Here is an 18224-nt window from a genome sequence, read left to right on the forward strand (position 1 = left end):
GGCCCAGACCGGCATCGGTGCCCGTACCGGCACGGGCCAAGTTTTGCGCCGCGACCGGTACGGGCCGGGCATCGCGCCGCGGCAGGCGCGGGCCGGGCCACCCGCCGCGACCGGCGCGGGCCGGACGCGCGGCTTCGGCGCTTCCCAGCCCCGCGCGCCAGGGGCAGGTTGCGGGGCTCCGCCCGAAGGATCGCGTATGCTGCTGCTCACCCCCGGCCCCGTGCAGACCGACCCGCGCGTGCGCGCCGCCGCCGCCGTGGACATCGCGCCCTGGGACGAGGATTTCCGGCCGGAATACGCCCGGCTGCGCGACCGGGTGCGGGCGGTGGCCGGCGGCCTGCCCGGGGAACACGTCACCCTGCCGCTGCAGGGGGCGGGGCACTTCATCGTGGAAGCCGCGATCCGCTCCCTGATCCCTGCCGGCGGCCGCTTCGTGGTGCCCATGAACGGCACCTATGCCGCCCGGGTGGAACGGCTGGCGCGCGAGGCCGGGCGGATCGCCATCCCCATCCCCGTGCCCGACACCCGCCCGGCGACCGCGGCCGAGGTGGCCGAAGCCCTGGCGGCGCACCCGGACGCCACGCACCTCGTCGCCGTGCACAGCGAAACCGGCAGCGGCATCGTCAACGACCCCGCCGTGCTCGGGCCGGCGGTGCGGGCGGCGGGGCGGCGCATGATCCTGGACAGCGTCAGCGGCTTCGGCGCCCTGCCCTTCCGCATGGCCGACCACCCGGAATGCGACGCCGCGGTGTTCACCTCCAACAAGTGCATCGAGGGCCTGCCGGGCCTCGGCTTCGCGGTGTGCCGGGATGCCCCGGTGCGCGCTGGCGCCGGGCAGGCCGGGTCCTGGAGCCTGGATCTCGGCGATGTGCTGCTCCACGCGGAACGTTCGGGCTGGGGTTCCTTCCGCTTCACCCCGCCGGTGCAGGCGCTGCGTGCCTTCGGCGTGGCGCTGGACCTCTACGAAGCCGAGGGCGGCCAGCCCGCCCGGCTACGGCGCTATCAGGAGAATGCCCGGGTGCTGCTGGACGGCGCCGCGGCGCTGGGCATGCGCCCCTACCTGGAAGCGCGGCACCAAGGGCCGATCATCGCCACCTTCCACCAGCCGAAGCGGCCGGGCTTCGAGCTGCAGCACCTCGTGGACGCGCTGAAGCGGCGGGGGGTGCTGATCAGCAACTTCTGGACCACGGCGCGGCCCACCTTCCGCATCGGCTGCATCGGCGCCGTGACCCCGGCCGAGATGCGCGGCGCGGTGGCGGCCCTGGGCGAGGCGCTGCGGGAACTCGGCCTGCCCCTGCCCGCCGCGGCCTGACACCGGACGTCGCGCGCGCCGCCCGCACCGGCCGGTAGGCGCCGCGGGCCATGCCGGCGGGCCGTCGGGGGGTGGCGTTCCAGCGGCGGACCGTCGGGCTGCGGCGTCCCGCAGCCCGGACGTCAGGTAGTGCCGCCGATCCAGCCTTCCGCCAGCCGGGTGGCGCGCGGGATGTCCTGAGGGAAGTCCACCTCGCTCCAGCCCAGCCCCTCGATGGAGTTGGCGCGCACCAGCCCCTGCCCGGCCAGTGCGTCCACCACGCTCAGGTACCAGCGGTGCAGGCCGTCCGGCCGGCGCAGCGCGGCCTCGGCGCCGGCCACGAAGGCCGCCGAGCCCTCGGCGTTGAAGCGCAGCAGGCCGATGGATTCCGCCTGGGTGGCGGTGGCCGACAGGGTCTTGCCGATGGCCGTCACCCGCTCGCCCGACAGCGACACCTTCATGTCGTCCTCGTCATAGGCGGACTTGCGGTCGATGGTCACGGCCACGGGGGCGTCGGGGGCGGCCAGGACGCGGCGCGGCACCTCCGGCTCGAACACCGTGTCGCCGTTCAGCAGCAGCACGTCGCCGCGCAGCAGGTCGCGCGCCATGAAGCAGCTGCCGAGGTTGTCGGCCACCGCGAAGAACGGGTTGAACCGCGTCCCGACCGTCAGGCCCAGCGGGCCGGCCAGGGTCGCGGCCTCCGCCTCCACTAGCCCCGCCGCGAAGCCGGTGACCACGGTGGCGCCGGACACGCCGGCCGCGGCCAGCGCCCGCAGCTGCCATTCCAGGATGGACCGCCCGGCCAGGGGCAGGAGGCATTTCGGCCGCTCGGCCGTGTGCGGGAGGAGGCGCTTGCCCTGTCCCGCGCTGAGGATCACTGCGTGCACGGCGGCATCTCTCGCCGCAGCCCGCGCCGCGCGCAAGGGCCGAAGCGGCGCGGGGGCGGCTTCGCCGGCCCCATGGACCGGCGCCACCATCGGCCCGCACGGCGTCGCGGCGCCGCCAGCCCCGCGCCACCGCGGCTTCACGTGCCGCGGAACCACCGGCAGCACCCGGCCACAGGCGGTTGGCAGGCGCCCGCAAAGACGGCATTGACCCCCCGGCCGGCGGCCGGGGCGTGGCGGCGGCGCACCGGCCGGCCCCGGCCGGTTCCCGGGGGAGGCCCGATGCACGATTTCAGCGCCGCCCTGGTGCAGGCGCTCGGCCTGGTGTCCGCCGCCGATCCGGCGGTGCTGCGCATCGTCGGCCTGTCGCTGCGAGTCAGCCTGCTGGCCGTGGCCCTGGCCGCGATCGTGGGGCTGCCGTTGGGCGCGCTGCTGGCGGTGTCGCGCTTTCCCGGACGGCACGCGGTGGTGGTAGCGCTGAATGCGCTGATGGGGCTGCCGCCGGTGGTGGCCGGGCTGCTGATCTACCTGCTGCTGTCGCGCGCCGGGCCGCTGGGCCCGCTGGGGCTGCTGTTCACCCCCGCGGCCATGGTGGCGGCGCAGGCGGTGCTGATCGCCCCGATCATGGCCGCCCTGACCCGGCAGGTGCTGGAAGGCCTGTGGGAGGAATACGCCGAACAGCTGCGCTCCTTCGGCGTGGGCGCCTGGCGCGCCGTGCCCACCCTGCTCTGGGACGGGCGCTTCGCCCTGCTGACCGTGCTGCTGGCCGGCTTCGGCCGGGCCAGCGCCGAGGTCGGGGCGGTGATGATCGTGGGCGGCAACATCGAGGGCTTCACCCGCGTCATGACCACCGCCATCGCGCTGGAAACCAGCAAGGGCGACCTGCCGCTGGCGCTCGCCCTCGGGCTGGTGCTGATGGCCATCGTGCTGGGCGTCAACGCCGCCGTGCAGCTGGTGCGCGACGCGGCCTCCCGCTGGGCGGGTTGATGCAGGCGGGCGGGGGCGTGCTGCCGCTGCGGGTGGAAGGCCTGGGCTTCGCCGCCGGCGGGGTGGAGATCCTGCGCGACGTGTCCCTGCGGGTCGAGACCGGGCCGCCCACGCTGGTGATCGGGCCCAACGGCGCCGGCAAGAGCGTGCTGCTGCGCCTCCTGCACGGCCTGCTGCGCCCCACCGCCGGCCGGCTGCGCTGGGCGGTGGAGGAGCAGGCGGCGCGTCGGCATCAGGCGATGGTGTTCCAGCGCCCGGTGCTGCTGCGCCGCTCCACCCTAGCCAACGCCGCCTATCCCCTGGCCCTGGCGGGGGTGCCGCGGGCCGAGCGCCTGCCCCGCGCCCGCGCCGCCCTGGATCGGGTCGGGCTGGCCGCCCTGGCCGACCGTCCGGCGCGGCGCCTGTCCGGCGGCGAGCAGCAGCGCCTCGCCCTGGCCCGCGCCTCGGCCCTGGCTCCCGAGGTGCTGTTCCTGGACGAGCCCTGCGCCAGCCTGGACCCGGCCGCCACCCGGGCGGTGGAAGCGGTGATCGCCGACATCGCGTCCTCCGGCACCAAGATCGTGATGACCACCCACGACCTCGGCCAGGCCCGGCGCCTGGCGGGCGAAGTGGTGTTCCTGCAGCGCGGCCGGGTGCTGGAACAGGCCCCCGCCGCCACCTTCTTCACCGCGCCCGCCACCGCCGAGGCCGCCGCCTTCCTGCGCGGCGAGCTGGTGTGGTGACGCGCCCCCCCATCCACCCCAGCAGAGGCCTGCCGATGCAGTTCCGCACCCCCCGCCGCTCCCTGCTCGCCCTGGCGGCGCTGCTTCCCCTGGCCCTGCCGGCCGCGGCGCAGGAGCGTTTCATCACCGTGGCCTCCACCACCTCGACGGAACAGTCCGGCCTGTTCGGCTACCTGCTGCCCCTGTTCACGCGGGACAGCGGCATCACCGTGCGCGTGGTGGCGCTGGGCACCGGCCAGGCGCTGGATGTCGGCCGCCGCGGCGACGCCGACGTGCTGTTCGTGCATGACCGCCCGGCCGAGGAAGCCTTCGTGGCCGAGGGCGCCGGCGGCCCGCGCCGCCCCGTGATGTTCAACGACTTCGTCATCGCCGGCCCGGCGGCCGACCCGGCGGGCATCGCGGGCGGGCGCGACTCCACCGCGGCGCTGCGCCGCATCGCGGACACCGCCGCCCCCTTCATCAGCCGCGGCGACCGGTCCGGCACGCACGCGGCCGAGCTGCGGCTGTGGCAGCTGGCCGGGCTCGATCCCACCCGGGGCCGCGGGCAATGGTATCGCGAGGTCGGCCAGGGCATGGGCCCGGCGCTGAACATGGCGGCGGCGCAGGGCGCCTATATCCTGTCCGAGCGCGGCACCTGGCTGGCCTTCCGCAACCGCCAGGACCTGCGGATCCTGGTGGAGGGCGACGCGCGGCTGTTCAACCAGTACGGCGTGATGCTCGTGAACCCGCAGCGCCATCCGCACGTCAAGGCCGCGGACGGGCAGCGCTTCATCGACTGGCTGGTCTCGCCCGCCGGCCAGGCCGCCATCGCCGGCTACAGGATCAACGGAGAGCAGCTGTTCTTCCCCAATGCCGGTGACCCCGGCGCCTGAATCGGCGCCGGCAGATTGCCGCGACGGGTGGGCCTGCTCTAGGACGAGTATTCCGGAAAAAGGGTCCGCCGCGATGGACAAGGACGAACTGACCGCCTGGGCCCTGAAGAACGGCTGGCAGGTGATGGCGGGGTGCCCGAGCCTCACCAAGCCCTCCAACCCCAAGGAAGCCATCGTGCGGATGGTGTTCAAGACCACCGTGGTGAACCTGGAGGTCAAGAAGCCCGCGGGGAAATGGGAGAAGATCTCGGGCGAGGCCTACAACAAGATCCAGCCCGACCCCGACACGGAAGTGCCGCAGGGCCTGGGCTTCGAGAAGATCCCCAGCTTCTCCATGCTGATGCAGGAGAACAAGGACCAGCAGGTCTTCGCCAAGATGGGCGGCGCCCCGAAGCGCCGCGGCTGAACGCCGGCCCGCCCGGCTTCCCCGGGCGGGATCGCGCCGCCTAGAACGGCTTCACGATCACCATCACCACGATCAGCACCAGCAGCAGCGTCGGCACCTCGTTGAGGATGCGCCAGAAGCGGCCGGAATGGCGCCGCTCGTCGCGCTCGAAGCTCTTGCGCGCCCCGGCGAGGTAGCCGTGCAGCGCCGACATCAGCAGGAAGCCCGTCATCTTGCCGTGCCACCAGCCGGCGGACCAGTCCACCACGCCCGGCGTCAGCACCAGGGTGATGCCGAAGATCCAGGCGGCGATCATGGCGGGGTTCATGATGGCCCGCAGCAGCCGCCGCTCCATCACCTTGAAGGTTTCGCTGCTCTCGGAACCCGGCGCCACGGCGGTGTGGTACACGTAGAGCCGCGGCAGGTAGAACATCCCGGCCATCCAGGCGAACACCGAGATCAGGTGCAGCGACTTGGTCCAGGGATACAGGGCGGCGAGGGTCACGCGGGCGCTCCTTGAACCGGCCGTTCGGGGATCACGGCTTCCAGCCCCAGCAGGGCCGGCAGTTCGGCCATGTCGCGGAACACGGCCGAGGCGCCGGCGGCGCGCAGCACGGCCGGATCGGTGTCGCGGCAGAAGCCCAGCACGCGGCAGCCGGCGGCCACCCCGGCGCGGGCGCCCACGGCGCTGTCCTCGATCACCGCGCAGCGGGCCGGGGCCACGCCGCAGGCGGCGGCCGCCGCCAGGTAGATGTCCGGATGCGGCTTGGGCCGCGGCACGTCCTGGAAGGAGAAGACCCGCCCCGCGAAAGCCTCCGTCAGCCCCAGGCGCCGCAGCTTCACGATCAGCTCCGCCCGCCCGGAATTGGAGGCCACCGCCACCGGCAGCCCGGCGGCGCGCACCGCCGCCACCGCCTCGGGCGCGCCGGGGATCGGCGGCACCTGGCGCTCCATGGTCCAGGCCACGCGCGCCGCGAAGGTGGCGGGCCAGTCCGCCGGCAACGGGCCGAGCCGGGCCTCGATGATCGGTACCATGTCGGGCAGCGACTTGCCCAGAAAGATCCGGCCCGCTTCCTCCGGGGTCAGCGTCCAGCCGCGCGCGCCCAGCTCCTCCGCGACCAGGATGTCCACGAGGTGCTCGCTATCCGCCAGCACGCCGTCGCAATCGAACAGCACGGCCAGGGACGGGTCGGGAAAGGGCAGGCTCATGCCGCGCGCTTCTCGGCGGCCCGCTTGACGTGCGGGCAATCGCCCCAGGGCTTCGGGCATTGCCGCCCACCGGCCCAGGAGCACAGCCGCTCGTCCTCCGGCGACGCAGCCCGACCGGGGGTCGCGCCGCCGCGGGCCGGGGCGCGGGCGCGCCGCACCAGCCCGGCCAGAGCGGCGATGAAGTCCGGATCGGAATTCTGCGCCGGCACGCGGAAATAGCCGGGAACGCCCTTGGCGTGGGCCAGCTCGCGGTATTCCACGTCCAGCTCCACCAGCGTCTCGGAATGTTCCGACACGAAGGCGATGGGGCAGACCAGCACCCCCACCTTCTCCGCGCCGGCACGGGCGATCTCCGCGTCGGTGGAGGGGCCGATCCATTTCTGCGGCGTGGCGCGGGACTGGAAGCAGACCACGCTGTCCAACCCCTCGATCCCCAGCCGCGACACCACCGCCGCGGCAGTGCGCTCCACCTGCCACTGGTAGGGGTCGCCGCGCTTGACAATGCTCTCGGGCAGGCCGTGGGCGGACAGCAGCAGCCGCAGCGGGGTTTCCGCCGGCAGTTCCGCCCGCGCGGCGTCCCAGGCGCGGCGCACGATGGCGGCGGTGGCATCGGCGTAGCCATCATCGGAATGCCAGCAGCACAGCGCCGTGGTGGGCCGGTCCAGCCCGGCAGCCGCGGCGGCGGCGTGCCAGTCGTCCAGGCTCGACCCCGTCGTGGTGGTGGAGAATTGCGGGTAGAGCGGCAGCAGCAGCACCTCGTCCGGCGCCCAGGCCGCGACCTCGCGCGCCACATCGGCCGCGAAGGGGTGCCAGTAGCGCATGGCAATGAAGCAGCGCGCGTCCATCTCCGGCGCCAGCACCGCTTCCAGCGCCGCGGCCTGGTCCCGCGTCAGTTCCAGCAGCGGCGACTTGCCGCCGAGGATGGCGTAGTTCGCGGTGGCCGCCTTGTGCCGGCGGTCGGCGATGAAGCGCCCCAGCCAGCCGCGCAGGAAGCCCGGCACCCGCAGGATGGCCGGGTCGGTGAACAGGTTGCGCAGGAAGGGCCGCACCGCTTCCGGCGAATCCGGGCCGCCGAGGTTGAGCAGCACCACCGCGACGCGGGGCGCGGCACGGGGTCGGGGGGGGGGAGCGTTCATGGTATGGCCCGGACATGACATGTGCGCGGGAACCGTCAAGGACCCCGCTGCCGGCAGGGCACCTGTGCCGGTCGGGGCAGCTGGCGCGGCTTGTTCCGGGCGCATGCGGCCCCTAGGTGGTGGGCAACCCTTTTTCCGGGCTCGCCCGGATCCTCCATCGAACACGGCATACGCGGATTCCCATGAGCGACGACGCACGACACTGGCCCCAGACCGAGGCCGGCGCCTCCCTCCACGACGCCCCCCAGCCCGCCAGCGAGGCCGGGCCGGAGCCTGCCCCCGAAGCCGACCGGCTGGCCGCCCTGGAAGCCGAGGTCGAGGAGCTGCGTGAAAAGTGGCTGCGCGCCGAGGCCGAGGCCCAGAACGCCCGCAACCGGCACCGCAAAGAGCTGGAGGATGCGCGCAACTACGCCGTCCAGAAGCTGTCCACCGACATTACCGAGGCGGCCGACAACCTCCGCCGCGGCCTGGAAGCCCTGCCGCCCCCGGCCTCGGACGAGTCCGAGCTGCTGGGCAAGCTGCGCGGCGGCTTCGAGGGGGTGGAGCGCTCCTTCCTGGGTATCCTGGAGCGGCACGGCGTGAAGCGGGTGGAAGCGGCCGGCCAGCCCTTCGACCCCGCCCTGCACCAGGCGATGAGCGAGCAGCCCGCTCCGCCCGGCGTGGAGCCCGGCACGGTGATCCAGGCCTGGACCCCGGCCTGGACGCTGAACGGCCGCCTGCTGCGCCCGGCCATGGTGGTGGTGGCGGGCAAGCCCGCGGCGTGAGCGCGGCGGGGGAGTTCGCCATCCGGGACATCCGGCGCGGCGACCTCCCGGCCGTGGCGGCGCTGAACGACGCCCAGGCCCCGGCGGTGAACGCCGTGGGCCCCGCCGGGCTGGAAGAGCTGTGGCGCGGCGCCTTCCGGGCCCGGGTGATCGGCTCGGAAGGCGCTCCCCTCGCCTTCCTGCTGGCCTTCGACGGACGCGGTACCTGCCGCGGCCCCAACCACGCATTTTTCCGGAACCAGCTGCCGGACCTCGCCTATCTGGACCGGATTGCCGTGGCGCCCGAGGCCCGGCGTCAGGGGCTGGCGCGCCGGCTGCACGCCGACCTCGCCGCCGGGGCACGCGCCGCCGGGCTGGGCTGGGTCGGCTGCGAGGTCAACCTGGACCCGCCCAACCCCACCAGCCTGGCGCTGCACGCTGCCCTGGGCTTCCGCGCCCTGGCGGACGCGCGCGACCCCCGCAACGGCAAGCTGGTGCGCTACCTCGCCCGGCCGGCCTGAGCCCGCTCCACCCCGCCCCCGTCCCGGCGGTATGCTGCACCCTGGCAGAAGGGCGAGTGGAATGACGGAACAGACGGGGCATGCGGGAAGCGGCTCCCCCAAACCGGCCATGGTGCTGGTGCACGGGGCCTGGCACGGCGCCTGGTGCTGGGACCGGGTGGCCGGGCTGCTGCGCGACCGCGGCTTTCCCGTGGTCGCCCCCACCCTGACCGGGCTGGCGGAGCGGGCGCACCTCCTGTCCCCGGCGGTGAACCTGTCCACCCACGTGGCCGACGTGGTGGAAGCCGTGCGCGACGCCGTGTCGGACGGCACCGCGGCCGGCGGGGTGGTGCTGGTGGGCCATTCCTACGGCGGCATGGTGGTGTCCCAGGCCGTGGAAGCGCTGGAGGAGCTCACCCGCGCCATCGTTTTCCTGGACGCCTTCGTGCCCGAGGATGGCCAGGCGCAGATCGGCTACGCGCCCGAGCCGCTGCGGCTGAAGGTCGAGGAGGCCATCCGCACCGGCACCGGCGTGCCGGCCTTTCCCGCCGCGCATTTCGGGGTCAACGAGCGCGACCGCGACTGGGTCGACGCGAGTTGCACGCCGCATCCCCCCGGCACCCTCACGGAACCGGTGCGCCTGACCGGGGCACGGGACCGCGTGCCGGCCAGGGCCTATATCCTGGCCGGGAATTACCCGAATCCGCGCTTCCACGCCTACCACGACGCCTGCGCGGCGAAGCCGGGCTGGCAGTGCTTCCGGATCGCCTCCGGCCACGACGTGATGCTGGACGCGCCGGAGGAGCTGGCCGCGCTGCTTGCCGGTTTCGCATAACGGAACCGACCCCGCCGGGCACGGCTCGCGTCGTTCCCCTCTTGTTGCGGCGCGCTCCGCTGAATACATCCCCGCCACGGCCCCTTGAGGGTCCGATCCCACCAACCCCCATCCGATCAACACACGGGGGCCGGCGCAGCGCCTCGAACAGGGCTGCCCCGGTCCGCCAAACAGGAGCCACGGATGAGCAAAGTCATCGGCATCGACCTCGGCACCACGAATTCCTGCGTGGCGATCCTCGAGGGCGGCGACGCCAAGGTGCTCGAAAACGCCGAGGGCGCGCGCACCACGCCCTCCATGGTCGCCTTTTCCAAGTCCGGCGAGCGGCTGGTCGGCCAGGCCGCCAAGCGTCAGGCGGTGACCAACCCGACCGACACGCTCTACGCCGTGAAGCGCCTGATCGGCCGTCGCTTCGACGACCCGATGGTGCAGAAGGAGAAGGGCCTCGCCCCCTTCCACATCGTGCGCGCCGACAACGGCGACGCCTGGGTGGAAGCGCGCGGCGAGAAGCAGGCGCCGCAGCAGATCAGCGCCTATGTCCTGGGCAAGATGAAGGAAACCGCCGAGGCCTATCTCGGCGAGACCGTCACCCAGGCCGTGGTCACCGTGCCGGCCTACTTCAACGACGCCCAGCGCCAGGCCACCAAGGAAGCCGGCCGCATCGCCGGCCTCGACGTGCTGCGCATCATCAACGAGCCGACGGCCGCGGCGCTCGCCTACGGCCTCGACAAGAAGAACACCGGCACCATCGCGGTCTACGACCTCGGCGGCGGCACCTTCGACGTGTCGATCCTGGAGATCGGCGACGGCGTCTTCGAGGTGAAGTCCACCAACGGCGACACCTTCCTGGGCGGCGAGGACTTCGACCAGCGGGTGATCGACTACCTCGCGGACGAGTTCAAGAAGGAGAACGGCATCGACCTGCGCGGCGACAAGCTCGCCCTGCAGCGGCTGAAGGAGGCCGGCGAGAAGGCCAAGATCGAGCTGTCGAGCGCCAAGCAGACCGAGATCAACCTGCCCTTCATCACCGCCGACGCCACCGGGCCGAAGCACCTGGTGATGCAGCTCAGCCGCGCGAAGCTGGAGTCCCTGGTGGACGACCTGGTGACGCGCACGCTGGAGCCTTGCCGCAACGCGCTCAAGGACGCCGGCCTGCAGGCCAACGAAGTCGACGAGGTGATCCTGGTCGGCGGCATGACCCGCATGCCCAAGATCATCGAGACGGTGAAGCAGTTCTTCGGCAAGGAGCCTGCCCGCAACGTCAACCCCGACGAGGTGGTCGCCATCGGCGCCGCCATCCAGGGCGCGGTGCTGAAGGGTGAGGTCAAGGACGTCCTGCTGCTGGACGTGACCCCGCTGAGCCTCGGCATCGAGACGCTGGGCGGCGTGTTCACGCGCCTGATCGACCGCAACACCACCATCCCGACCAAGAAGTCCCAGACCTTCTCCACCGCCGACGACAACCAGACGGCGGTGACCATCAAGGTCTTCCAGGGCGAGCGGGAGATGGCGGCCGACAACAAGCTGCTGGGCAACTTCGACCTGCAGGGCATCCCGCCGGCGCCGCGCGGCATGCCGCAGATCGAGGTGGCCTTCGACATCGACGCCAACGGCATCGTGTCGGTGTCCGCCAAGGACAAGGCCACGGGCAAGGAGCAGAACATCAAGATCCAGGCCCGCTCCGGCCTGTCGGAATCCGACATCGAGCGCATGGTCAAGGACGCCGAGGCGAATGCCGAGGCCGACAAGAAGCGGCGTGAGGGTGTCGAGACCCGCAACAGCCTGGAAGCGCTGATCCACCAGACCGAGAAGTCGCTGAGCGAGAACGGCGACAAGATCGGCGCGGCGGAAAAGGGCGAGGTCGAGGCCGCGCTGAACACCGCGAAGTCCGCCCGCGACGGCGGCGACGTGGACGCCATGAAGCAGGCGACCGAGCAGCTGGGTGCCGCGTCGATGAAGATCGGCGAGGCGATGTACAAGGCCCAGCAGGAGGCCGCGGCAGCCCAGGGTGCCAGCGGCCCGTCCTCGCAGGGCGGCCCCGAGGCGAACCAGGGCGGCCCCGGCGCCGGTCCTGGCGGCAAGGTGGTCGACGCCGAGTTCGAGGACGTGGACGAGAAGAAGAAGGGCTGACCGGGGCGCAAAGGGCGCTCCGCGGCTCGCACCGGCGCTGGCGCCCGGTTCCGGGGTTCACCCCCGGGCCGGGCGCTTCGCTGTGGGGGCCGTGGGCGCGCCCTTCGTTGCACTGGTGAAGGCCGGCAGGCGCGCGCGAGGGGTGTCCCCGCGCCCTGCTCCGGGGCACAGGGACACACCCGACGGGACCAGAGATGGCCAAGCGCGACTACTACGAGGTGCTGGGCACCAGCCGGGATGCGAGCGACGAGGACCTGAAGAAGGCCTATCGCAAGCTCGCCATGAAGTATCACCCGGACCGCAACCAGGGCGACGCGACCGCCGAGGTCCGGTTCAAGGAAATCAACGAGGCCTACGAGGTCCTCAAGGACGGCGAGAAGCGCGCCGCCTATGACCGCTACGGCCATGCCGCCTTCGAGGGCGGCGGCGGTGGCGGCCCCGGCGGGTTCGGCGGCGGCTTCGGCAGCGGCGGCTCGCCCTTCGAGGACATCTTCGAGCAGATGTTCGGCGGCAATTTCGGCGGCCGCGGCGGGCGTGGCGGCGGTGCGGCCGCCGGTCGCGGCGCCGACCTGCGCATGACCGTCGAGATCGAGCTGGAGGAAGCCTTCAGCGGGGTCAAGAAGACCCTGCGCGTACCGAGCTCCGTGACCTGCGAGGCCTGCGAGGGCTCCGGCGCCGAAGGCGGCAAGGCCCAGACCCAGAACTGCGCCACCTGCAAGGGCGCCGGCAAGGTCCGGGCGCAGCAGGGCTTCTTCCTGATCGAGCGCACCTGCCCGACCTGCGGCGGCCAGGGCCAGACGGTGAAGAACCCCTGCAAGGTCTGCCAGGGCGCCGGCCGCGTGCAGCGCGACCGCAACCTCAACGTGTCCATCCCCGCCGGCGTCGAGGACGGCAACCGCATCCGCCTCAGCGGTGAGGGCGAGGCCGGGCTGCGCGGCGCCCCGGCGGGCGACCTCTACGTCGATGTGGGCGTGAAGCCGCACCCGATCTTCCAGCGCGACGGCAACAACATCTTCGTCCGCGTGCCGCTGCGCATGACGCAGGCGGCGCTGGGCGGCAACATCGAGGTGCCCAGCATCGACGGCGGCCGCGCCCGCGTGTCCATTCCCCAGGGCACGCAGGCCGGCGACCAGTTCCGCCTGCGCGGCAAGGGCTTCTCCGTGCTGCGCTCGGCGGCGCGGGGCGACATGTATGTCCAGGTCAGCGTGGAAACGCCGCAGTCCCTCTCGCCCCGGCAGCGCGAGCTGCTGGAACAGTTCGAGGCCGAGGCGGAAGGCCAGGGCAGCCCGGAAAGCGACGGCTTCTTCGCCAAGGTGAAGGAGTTCTGGGACGGGCTGGGCCGCTAGCGCTTCCCCGCTCCACCACGGCCGGGCCACCATAGGGCCCGGCCGCAGCAGCCCCTGCCCCGGGCGCCCCTGACCCTGCCCCCGGCGCGGCGGCCCTCGCCAGGACCGCCTGAGAAGGCAACTGCGGCATGACGGCCACGCGAGGCTGCGCATCGGTCGCTTTGATCCCGAGCGGCCGAAGGTGATGCTTGGCCCCACCGGCGACGCGCGATAACAGTCGCGTAATGAGTGCCGCCGCATCCGACATGACGCCCGACGCCCTGGCGCTGGAGCTCTACGCCGCGGTGCTGGACGATGGCAGCCCCGAGAAGCCGCTGGAGAACCTCACGCGCCTGCTCGGGGGGGAACAGCAGATCACCTACACCGTCGGCTTCGACGGCTGCGGCGTGATCTACGGCGACGAGCTCGCCAGCCTGAACGTCGACCGCGGCATGATCCCGGAATACCAGGCGCACTGGTGGCAGCTGGACGTGCGCATGCGGCAGATCGTGCAGCACAGGCCGGGGGTGCTGAACCTTGCCCGCGTGCTGCCGCCGCCCGACTATGCCCGTACGCCGATCTGGAACGAGTTCACCCGCAAGCGCGTCGGCTCCTTCCACTGCCTCACCGCCAAGATCGAGGTGCCCGGGGACATCGCTTCCTGCTTCTCCGCCTATCGCTCCCGCGACCGGGAACCCTTCGGCCCGCGGGAGGAAGCGCTGCTGCAGGGCATCTACCCGCATCTCCGCCGGGCCCTGGCCGCCCGGGCCCGGCTCTTCGCCGGCGCCGGGCAGGGCACCGCGGCGACGGCGGGGCTGGACGCGCTGCGGCAGGGCGTGGCGGTGCTGTCCGAAGAAGGGCGCCTGCTGTTCAGCAACGCCGCCCTGCGGGACATGGCCGCCCAGGCCGACGGCTTCGTGCTGGACCGCAACGGGTTGTACTGCCCCGTTGCCCGCGCCCGCCGCGCCCTGCGGCACGCGATCACGGCCGCCCTGGCCGCCGCCCGCGGCCAGCTGCGCTTCCTGCACGAGAACGGCAGCCTCGCGATTTCCCGCCCGTCCGAGGCCGCGCCCTGGATCGTGCAGGTCCTGCCGCTGCGCCGCGGCGAGCACGGCGCCCTGGCCGGCTTCTCGGGGGCCATGCTGCTGGTCAGCGATGCCGGCAACCGCGCGACGCCCTCCCCGGCGCTGCTGCGTCACCTGCTGGACCTCACCCCGGCCGAGGCGGCGCTGGCCGTCGCCCTGACCCGCGGCGAAACCCTGGCCAGCTACGCCACTGCCCGGCGCCTGTCGGTGGAAACCGCGCGCACCCACCTGGCCAGCATCCGGCGCAAGACCGGCTGCCGGCGGCAGGCCGATCTCGTCGCCCTGATCAGCCGCGTGGCGGTCTGACGCGCCGCAGCGCGGGGCGGCTATTCCGCCGCGGCCGGGCGGGTCACGCCCCATTCGCCCAGGCAACGCCGCAGCTCCTCCGCCGCGCGCGGCACCAGCGGCCAGGCGGAGGGCGGCCGCGTCGGGCCGCAATCCTCGCCCATCAGCTGCAGCGCGGTCTTCACCACCGTGACGTTGGTGCCGTTGCGCTCCTCGGCGCGCAGTTCCTCGAAGGGCGCCATGGTGCGGATCAGCGACGCCGCCTTGGCATAGTCGCCCGCTTCCAGCGCGGCGTGGATCGCCACCGAATGCTCCGGCCACACGTTGATCAGGCCGGAGGTGAAGCCGCGCGAGCCCACGGCGTAGAAGGGCGGCGCCCAGGTTTCCGCCAGGCCGCCGACCCAGGCGATGTCGCGCCCCTCGGTGCGGCGGATCGACTCGGCCAGCTTCATCGGGGTCGGGCTGGCCCACTTCACCCCAACCACCTCGGGCAGGTTGCACAGCGCCTCGATCGCCTCGAAGCCGATGCCATCGTCGCGCAGGTACAGCACCACCGGCAGCCCCTGCCCCGCTTCCGCGACGCGCTGCACGTAGCTCACCACCCCGCGCGGCGCCACGAAGGGGTCGGGCGGCTGGTGCACCATCAGCGCGCTGGCCCCCGCGGCGTGCGAGGCGCGCGCCAGGGCGCAGGCATCGCCGATCGAGCGGCCCACGCCCGCCAGCAGCGGCACCCGGCCGGCGATCTGCTCGGCGGCACCGTGCACCATGGCTTCCGCCTCGGCCGTGGTCAGGCCGTAGAACTCGCCGGTGTTGCCGTTGGCCACCAGCACGTGGACGCCGGCGCGCACGGCGCGGTCCACGATCGGCGCCAGCCGCGCCGGCACCGGGCGGTCGGCGGCGTCGAAGGGCGTCACCAGGATGCCGGAGATGCCGTTGAGGCTCTCCCGCAGGGTCGGCCGCGTGGTGCTCATTGGGTTTGTTTCCTCTCACGGTGGGAAGTCTCGGCCACGCCGCCCGCCCGCAGGGAACGGTCCACGTGGGCCCGCATGCGGTTCTCGGCGAGCTCGGGGTCGCGGCGGCGCAGCGCCGCCAGCAGGGCGGCATGTTCCCGCAGTGCCTGGGCGGGCTCGCGCGGCGAGCTGGCCAGGGTCCGCCGCCGCGCGACGTGGTCATAGGCCCGCAGCGTTTCCAGCGAGCGCGTCAGGAACACGTTGCCCGCCACCTCCCGCAATAGGCCGTGGAAGCGTTCGTTGGCAGCTGCCACCGCGGCGATGTCGCCGCCCCCCGTGGCGTCGCGCATGGCGACCAGTTGGGCGCGCAGCGCCGCAACATCCGCCTCCGTCGCCTTGCGGGCCGCCAGCGCCGCGACGCTGCCTTCCAGCGCGGCGCGGATCTGGCTCATCTCCGCTAGCTTGTTGGCATCGAACTCCACCACCACCGTGCCGCGGCGGGGCGAGGTGATCACCATCCCCTCGGCCTCCAGGCGCCACAGGGCCTCGCGCACGGGCTGCGCGGAAATCCCCAGGCTCTGCCCCAGCGAGCGCTCCGAAATCCGGCTGCCCCCTGGCAGGGAACCGCGCATGATGGCGTCGCGCAGCCGCCGATAAGCCCGCTCGGCCAGGGACAGCAGCTCCTCGGCGGCGAACTGCTCGATCGGAGGGGCCGCGGACTGGGTCATTGCGGACTGCTATAGCAGATGGTAGCCTTCGATCAACGTCCGGTGCCGAACACCGGTTGAGGAGGAACCGAGGATGCCGGATCTCACCAAGCGCAGCGTCGCCGCCGCCCTGCTGTCCCTGGCCCTCGCGCCCGCAGCACTGCCGGCCCTGGCCCAGAACCGCGCCTATCCGACGCAGCCGGTCCGGGTGATCGTGCCCTTTTCCGCCGGCACCTCCGACACCGTCGCCCGCCTGGTCAGCCAGGAGATGAGCAAGGCGATGGGCCAGCCCTTCGTGGTGGAGAACCGCCCCGGGGCCGGCGGCAACCTCGGCTCGGAAGCCTGCGCGCGGGCGACGCCGGACGGCTACACGATCTGCCTCGGCACCATCTCCTCGCACGCCATCAACCCGGCGATCTATCCGCGCATCCCCTACAACAACCTGCGCGACTTCGCCCCGATCACCCAGCTGGCCGCCCAGCCCAACGCGCTGGCGGTGGGCGAGAACTTCCCCGCCCGCACGATCCCCGAGCTGGTAGCGCTGCTGAAGCAGCGGCCAGGGCAGATCAACTACGGCTCCTCCGGTGTCGGCACCTCCGTGCACCTCGCCGGCACGCTGTTCGCGCAGCTGACGGGCACGCAGATCGAGCACGTGCCCTATCGCGGCAGCGCCCAGATCACCACGGCGATCCTGGGCGGCGAGCTGCCGATGGCCTTCGACAACTTCTCCTCCGTCTGGCCCTTCGCGCGGGAAGGCAAGATGCGCATCCTCGGCGTCACCTCGCTGCAGCGCTCGCCCACCGCGCCCGACATCCCCACGGTCGCCGAGAGCGTGCCGGGCTTCGAGAGCCTGAGCTGGCACGGCTTTTTCGCCCCCGCCAACACCCCGCCCGCGATCATCGAGCGCCTGAACCGCGAGGCCGTGGCTGCCCTGGCCCAGCCCAGCGTGTCCAGCCGCTTCGCCGATCTCGGCATCACCCCCGTCGGCAATTCGCCCGATACCTTCCGCGCCTTCGTGGCCAGCGAAACCGAGCGCTGGGGCGCCGTGGCGCGGCAAGCCAACATCAGCCTGGATTGAGCGCGTCCGGACGCACCGTGCCCCGGCACGGACTGACACCGGACCGCAGCAACAGGCCGAGGAGCACCCGCATGTCCGTTCCGTCCAGCCCCACCCACCTCCCCCGGGCGTCGCAGCCGTGAGCGGCGCCGGTTCCGCGGCGCGGCCGCAGCTGCTGGTAGCCCGCCGCGTGCCGCCGGCGGTGGCGGAACGCGCCCGGCGCGAATTCGGCGCCGTGGTGGTGGAGCAGGACATGAACGCGGAGGAAGCCCTGCGGGCGCTGCGCGAACTGGACGTCCCGGCGCTGTTCACCGGCCCCAAGGTGAAGCTGACGGCCGCCCATGCCGCCGAATTGCCGCCCGGGCTGCGGGTCATCGCCAATGCCAGCGTCGGCTACGACCACATGGACGTCGCCGCCTGCCGCGACCGCGGCGTCCTCGTCACCAACGCCCCGGACGTGCTGACGGATTGCACGGCGGACCTGACGATGATGCTGATCATCAACGCCTGCCGCCGCGCCAGCGAATACGCGGCCATCATGCGCGACGGCTGGCGCAAGCCCTACGGCATGCCGGACCTGCTGGGCCAGCGCGTGTCCGGCCGCACCCTGGGCATCGTTGGCATGGGCCGCATCGGCCAGGCCGTGGCGCAGCGGGCACGCGGCTTCGGCATGCGCGTGCTCTACCACAACCGCCACCGCCTGCCGGCGGAACTGGAAGCGGGCGCGGAATACGTGGCCCGGCTGGAAGACCTGCTGCCGCGCAGCGAGATCCTGTCGCTGCACCTGCCGGCCAGCCCGCAAGCCGGCGCGCTGATGAACCGCGACACCTTCGCCCTGCTGCCCCGGGGCGCGGTGTTCGTGAACGCCGCCCGCGGCTCCCTGGTGGACGAGGACGCGCTGATCGAGGCGCTGCAATCCGGCCAGCTCTTTGCCGCCGGCCTCGACGTGTTCCGCTCCGAGCCCGACTTCGATCGGCGCCTGGCGGAACTGCCCAACACCTTCCTCACCCCGCACGTGGCCAGCGCCACCGTCGAGACGCGCGATGCCATGGGCTTCCGCGCGCTGGACAACGTCGCCGCCGTGCTGGCCGGGCGCGCGCCGCCCGACGCCGTCTGACACA

General features: G+C 73.0%; 19 protein-coding genes. 13 read left to right on the plus strand and 6 right to left on the minus strand.

Going from position 1 to position 18224, the window contains the following annotated elements:
• Positions 1-196: 196 nt before the first annotated feature.
• Complete coding sequence (locus ACLIBK_RS02400) at positions 197-1312, plus strand: 2-aminoethylphosphonate--pyruvate transaminase (RefSeq protein WP_415385616.1); 1116 nt, start codon at positions 197-199, stop codon at positions 1310-1312.
• A gap of 122 nt (positions 1313-1434) precedes the next feature.
• Here ACLIBK_RS02400 and ACLIBK_RS02405 read toward each other — a convergent pair whose 3' ends face one another.
• Complete coding sequence (locus ACLIBK_RS02405; protein WP_415385617.1) at positions 1435-2178, minus strand: NTP transferase domain-containing protein; 744 nt, start codon at positions 2176-2178, stop codon at positions 1435-1437.
• Positions 2179-2457: 279 nt separating this feature from the next.
• Here ACLIBK_RS02405 and ACLIBK_RS02410 point away from each other — a divergent pair, with 279 nt between their 5' ends.
• From ACLIBK_RS02410 to ACLIBK_RS02425, 4 genes are all read left to right on the plus strand, one after another.
• Positions 2458-3162: an ABC transporter permease gene (locus ACLIBK_RS02410; protein ID WP_415385618.1), complete on the plus strand. Its 705-nt coding sequence runs from the start codon at positions 2458-2460 to the stop codon at positions 3160-3162.
• Positions 3162-3884, plus strand: coding sequence for an ATP-binding cassette domain-containing protein (locus ACLIBK_RS02415; RefSeq protein ID WP_415385619.1), 723 nt, complete (start codon positions 3162-3164; stop codon positions 3882-3884). The genes ACLIBK_RS02410 and ACLIBK_RS02415 overlap by 1 nt, the downstream gene beginning before the upstream one ends.
• 35 nt (positions 3885-3919) lie before the next feature.
• Complete coding sequence (locus ACLIBK_RS02420; protein WP_415385620.1) at positions 3920-4756, plus strand: substrate-binding domain-containing protein; 837 nt, start codon at positions 3920-3922, stop codon at positions 4754-4756.
• A gap of 73 nt (positions 4757-4829) precedes the next feature.
• The gene (locus ACLIBK_RS02425; protein WP_415385621.1) at positions 4830-5162 is read left to right on the plus strand and encodes a hypothetical protein; all 333 of its coding nucleotides are present in this window, start codon (positions 4830-4832) and stop codon (positions 5160-5162) included.
• Between the two features lie 40 nt (positions 5163-5202).
• On the opposite strand, the gene hemJ is transcribed toward ACLIBK_RS02425, so the two are convergent.
• The 3 genes from hemJ to hemH are packed head-to-tail and all read right to left on the minus strand — an operon-like array spanning position 5203 to position 7486.
• Complete coding sequence (gene hemJ / locus ACLIBK_RS02430; RefSeq protein ID WP_415385622.1) at positions 5203-5646, minus strand: protoporphyrinogen oxidase HemJ; 444 nt, start codon at positions 5644-5646, stop codon at positions 5203-5205.
• Complete coding sequence (locus ACLIBK_RS02435; protein WP_415385623.1) at positions 5643-6350, minus strand: HAD family hydrolase; 708 nt, start codon at positions 6348-6350, stop codon at positions 5643-5645. The genes hemJ and ACLIBK_RS02435 overlap by 4 nt, the downstream gene beginning before the upstream one ends.
• Positions 6347-7486: a ferrochelatase gene (gene hemH / locus ACLIBK_RS02440; RefSeq protein WP_415385624.1), complete on the minus strand. Its 1140-nt coding sequence runs from the start codon at positions 7484-7486 to the stop codon at positions 6347-6349. The genes ACLIBK_RS02435 and hemH overlap by 4 nt, the downstream gene beginning before the upstream one ends.
• A gap of 182 nt (positions 7487-7668) precedes the next feature.
• Between hemH and ACLIBK_RS02445 the strand changes: the two genes are divergently transcribed.
• The 6 genes from ACLIBK_RS02445 (at position 7669) to ACLIBK_RS02470 (ending at position 14410) form a co-directional block, all read left to right on the plus strand.
• A complete protein-coding gene (locus ACLIBK_RS02445) occupies positions 7669-8250 on the plus strand; it encodes a nucleotide exchange factor GrpE (protein ID WP_415385625.1) in 582 nt (193 codons plus the stop codon).
• Entirely contained in the window at positions 8247-8750 is a 504-nt protein-coding gene (locus tag ACLIBK_RS02450; RefSeq protein WP_415385626.1) for a GNAT family N-acetyltransferase, read from the plus strand. Before ACLIBK_RS02445 ends, ACLIBK_RS02450 begins: the two co-directional genes overlap by 4 nt.
• Before the next feature lie 61 nt (positions 8751-8811).
• Positions 8812-9564 (plus strand): alpha/beta fold hydrolase, encoded by a 753-nt coding sequence (locus ACLIBK_RS02455; protein ID WP_415385627.1) that lies wholly within the window; start codon positions 8812-8814, stop codon positions 9562-9564.
• Positions 9565-9747: 183 nt separating this feature from the next.
• Positions 9748-11694 carry a molecular chaperone DnaK gene (gene dnaK, locus ACLIBK_RS02460; protein ID WP_415385628.1) on the plus strand — a complete coding sequence of 649 codons (1947 nt, stop codon included), beginning with the start codon at positions 9748-9750 and terminating at the stop codon, positions 11692-11694.
• A 194-nt stretch (positions 11695-11888) separates the two neighbouring features.
• Positions 11889-13040 (plus strand): molecular chaperone DnaJ, encoded by a 1152-nt coding sequence (dnaJ, locus tag ACLIBK_RS02465; protein WP_415385629.1) that lies wholly within the window; start codon positions 11889-11891, stop codon positions 13038-13040.
• 224 nt (positions 13041-13264) lie between these two features.
• Positions 13265-14410 (plus strand): helix-turn-helix transcriptional regulator, encoded by a 1146-nt coding sequence (locus ACLIBK_RS02470; protein WP_415385630.1) that lies wholly within the window; start codon positions 13265-13267, stop codon positions 14408-14410.
• Between the two features lie 20 nt (positions 14411-14430).
• Here the strand turns inward: ACLIBK_RS02470 and ACLIBK_RS02475 are convergent, their stop codons facing one another.
• Together ACLIBK_RS02475 and ACLIBK_RS02480 are read right to left on the minus strand one after the other, a co-directional pair.
• The gene (locus tag ACLIBK_RS02475) at positions 14431-15360 is read right to left on the minus strand and encodes a dihydrodipicolinate synthase family protein (RefSeq protein ID WP_415385631.1); all 930 of its coding nucleotides are present in this window, start codon (positions 15358-15360) and stop codon (positions 14431-14433) included.
• Entirely contained in the window at positions 15357-16067 is a 711-nt protein-coding gene (locus ACLIBK_RS02480; protein WP_415385632.1) for a GntR family transcriptional regulator, read from the minus strand. The genes ACLIBK_RS02475 and ACLIBK_RS02480 overlap by 4 nt, the downstream gene beginning before the upstream one ends.
• A gap of 73 nt (positions 16068-16140) precedes the next feature.
• On the opposite strand from ACLIBK_RS02480, the gene ACLIBK_RS02485 reads away from it, so the two are divergent.
• Together ACLIBK_RS02485 and ACLIBK_RS02490 are read left to right on the plus strand one after the other, a co-directional pair.
• Positions 16141-17124, plus strand: coding sequence for a Bug family tripartite tricarboxylate transporter substrate binding protein (locus ACLIBK_RS02485; RefSeq protein WP_415385633.1), 984 nt, complete (start codon positions 16141-16143; stop codon positions 17122-17124).
• 118 nt (positions 17125-17242) lie between these two features.
• Positions 17243-18220 carry a 2-hydroxyacid dehydrogenase gene (locus ACLIBK_RS02490; RefSeq protein ID WP_415385634.1) on the plus strand — a complete coding sequence of 326 codons (978 nt, stop codon included), beginning with the start codon at positions 17243-17245 and terminating at the stop codon, positions 18218-18220.
• The last annotated feature ends 4 nt before the right edge of the window (positions 18221-18224 follow it).

It is taken from the genome of Roseomonas sp. BN140053 (assembly GCF_047690175.1).
Lineage (GTDB): Bacteria > Pseudomonadota > Alphaproteobacteria > Acetobacterales > Acetobacteraceae > Roseomonas.